This window comes from Micrococcus sp. (assembly GCF_030523875.1).
Classification (GTDB): Bacteria; Actinomycetota; Actinomycetes; order Actinomycetales; family Micrococcaceae; genus Micrococcus.
Genome location: NZ_JAUNHR010000141.1, coordinates 1 through 2,894 on the forward strand (window position 1 = coordinate 1; position 2,894 = coordinate 2,894).

The window sequence follows — 2,894 nt, forward strand, 5'->3', positions numbered from 1 at the left end:
GGCCCGTCCCCTCTCTGCGAGGGGGCGGGCCGCCGTCGTCGTGCGGGGCGCTGACCGGGCCGCTCGAGAAAGGACTCAGCCGCGCACGACCGCCGTGCCCGTGGCCTGGTGCTCGATCTCGGCCAGGACCTCGCCGCCGGTGGTGAACTCGCCGATCAGGTTGGGCTTGCCGGTGCCGTGGTAGTCGGAGGAGCCGGTGACGAACAGGCCGTGGCGGGCGGCCATCCTGCGCAGCCAGGTGCGTTCGGATTCGGGGTTGTCCCGGTGGTCGACCTCGAGGCCGGCGAGGCCCGCCTCGATCATCGCCTCCATCACCTCGACGTCCACCACCCGGCCGCGCATGACGGCGCGGGGGTGGGCGAACACCGGGACGCCGCCGGCGGCGCGGACCAGGCGGACCGCCTCCACGGGGTCGGCGGCGTGGTGCGGGACGTAGTAGCGGGAGCGGCCGGTGAGGATCGTGGCGAACGCGGCGGAGCGGTCCGGCACCACGCCGGCGGTGACGAGGGCGTCGGCGATGTGCGGCCGGCCGATCGTGGCGTTCTCGCTCGCGTGCTCCCGCACGAGCTCCCACGTGATGGGGAAGTCCTCGGCCAGGCGCTCGGTCATCCGCTGGGCCCGGGTCAGCCGGGAGGCGCGGGAGGTCTCCAGCTCGGTGCGCAGGGCCAGGTCCTCGGGATCGTGCAGGTAGCTGAGCAGGTGCACGCTCGTGCCGTCCGCGGCCATGCAGGACATCTCCATGCCCGGCACCAGGAGCACGCCCTCGGCGCGCGCGGCCTCGGCGGCGTCGGCCCACCCGGCGGTGGTGTCGTGGTCCGTCAGCGCCAGGCCGTCCAGTCCGGCGCGGGCGGCGGCGCGCACCACCTCCGCGGGCGGCTGAGTGCCGTCCGACTCGATGGAGTGGGTGTGGAGGTCGTAGCGGGCCACGGGCATGCCCCCAGCGTACGGGGCGGCGACCGGCGGGGCGGCGGTGAGAGCATGGAGGCCATGACCGACTCCCCCGCCCCGCAGCCCGACGACCTCGCCCCCGAGGGCGGCCCCACCCCGCCCGCCGTCTCCCCCCAGCCCCTGGCCGAGCGCGTGGAGAACCGCTCCCAGAAGCCCGCCTCGGACGCGTTCCGCGCGTTCATGGGCTCGCAGTGGGCCCCGTCCTCGGACGCCCTGCCCGACGCCGACGCCTCGGCCCCGCACGCCGCGCGCCGCCGCGCCGCGGTCTCGGCCGCCTTCCCCGGCGAGCGGATCGTGGTGCCCGCCGGCCGACTGAAGGTCCGCTCGAACGACACGGACTACCGCTTCCGCGCGCACTCCGCGTTCGCGCACCTGACGGGGCTCGGCGCGGACCACGAGCCGGACGCGGTGCTCGTGCTCGAGCCCGTGGACGGCGGCACAGGCGACGACGGCACGGACCATGCCGCCACCCTGTACTTCCGCCCCCTGGCCGGGCGGGACTCCGAGCAGTTCTACTCCGACCCCCGCGCGGGCGAGTTCTGGATCGGCGCCCGCCCCACCCTCGCCGAGATGGCGGCCCGCACGGGGTTGCGCACCGCCGGCCTCGAGGAGCTGGAGACGGCCGTGACCAAGGACCTCGCCGCCACGCAGGTGCGCCTGCTGCGCGAGGCGGACCAGGACATGGACGCCCTGGTGGCCGGCGCCCGGCAGGAGGCGGAGGTGGACGTCCAGGCCGCCGAGGCCGCGGACGCCGCCCTCACCGAGGCCCTCTCCGAGCTGCGCCTGGTGAAGGACGCGTGGGAGGTCGAGCGGATGCGCGCCTCCGTGGACGCCACCATCGCCGGGTTCGAGGACGTCGTGCGGGCACTGCCCCGCGCCGTCGGCCACGCCCGCGGCGAGCGCGTCGTCGAGGGCGCCTTCTTCGCCCGCGCCCGCGTGGAGGGCAACGACCTGGGCTACGACACGATCGCCGCCGCGGGCAACAACGCCACCGTGCTGCACTGGATCCGCAACACCGGCCAGGTCCGGGACGGCGACCTGCTGCTGCTGGACGCCGGCGTGGAGGACGACTCCCTCTACACGGCGGACATCACCCGCACCCTTCCGGTGAACGGCGCCTACACCGACGTGCAGCGGCGCATCTACCAGGCCGTGCTCGAGGCCGCCGACGCCGCGTTCGCGATCGTGCGTCCGGGCATCCGCTTCCGCGAGGTCCATGCCGAGGCCATGCGCGTGCTCGTGGCGCACCTGGACGAGTGGGGCCTGCTGCCCGTGTCCGCCGAGGAGGCGCTGTCCGAGGAGGGCCAGCACCACCGCCGCTGGATGCCCCACGGCACCTCCCACCACCTGGGCCTGGACGTCCACGACTGCGCCCAGGCCAAGCGGGAGCTCTACCTCGACGGCGTGCTCGAGCCCGGCATGGTGTTCACCATCGAGCCCGGCCTGTACTTCAAGGCCGAGGACCTCGCCGTGCCCGAGGAGTACCGGGGCATCGGCGTGCGCATCGAGGACGACGTCCTGGTCACCGAGGACGGCGCCGAGAACCTCTCCGCCGCGCTCCCCCGCACCCCGGAGGACGTCGAGGCCTGGATGGCGCGCCTGCAGGGCTGAGGCCGCCGGGCACCGGCCCACGACGACGACGGCCCGACCCCGTCCGGGGTCGGGCCGTCCTGGCGGGCGGATCCGTCAGCGCTGCGGAGCGTCCGGGTCGGGGCGCGAGGCGTCCTGGGGCCCCGGCACGGGCGAGGGCCGGCCGCCGCGGGCCTCGATGAGGCGCTGGACCTCCTCCGGCGGCAGGGAGACCCCGTAGGAGCGGTCCAGGCCGGAGGGGGCGCCGTCCGCGGAGGCGGGGGCGTCCGCCGGCGCAGGATCCCCGGCGGGCGCGGCGGCCGCCTGGCCCGGAGCCGGCGCGGCGTGCGAGCCGCCCTCGGGGCGTGCGGGCGCCG

General features: G+C 76.2%; 2 protein-coding genes and 1 pseudogene. 1 reads left to right on the forward strand and 2 read right to left on the reverse strand.

Annotated elements, in window-relative coordinates:
* Nucleotides 1–75: 75 nt before the first annotated feature.
* Nucleotides 76–933, reverse strand: a complete 858-nt coding sequence (locus Q4D18_RS11445; protein ID WP_303128520.1) for a PHP domain-containing protein — start codon at nucleotides 931–933, stop codon at nucleotides 76–78.
* A 54-nt stretch (nucleotides 934–987) separates the two neighbouring features.
* Here Q4D18_RS11445 and Q4D18_RS11450 point away from each other — a divergent pair, with 54 nt between their 5' ends.
* A complete protein-coding gene (locus Q4D18_RS11450) occupies nucleotides 988–2,559 on the forward strand; it encodes an aminopeptidase P family protein (protein WP_303128522.1) in 1,572 nt (523 codons plus the stop codon).
* 75 nt (nucleotides 2,560–2,634) lie between these two features.
* Here Q4D18_RS11450 and Q4D18_RS11455 read toward each other — a convergent pair.
* Nucleotides 2,635–2,894 (reverse strand): annotated as a pseudogene (locus Q4D18_RS11455) (hypothetical protein); the annotation flags it as partial.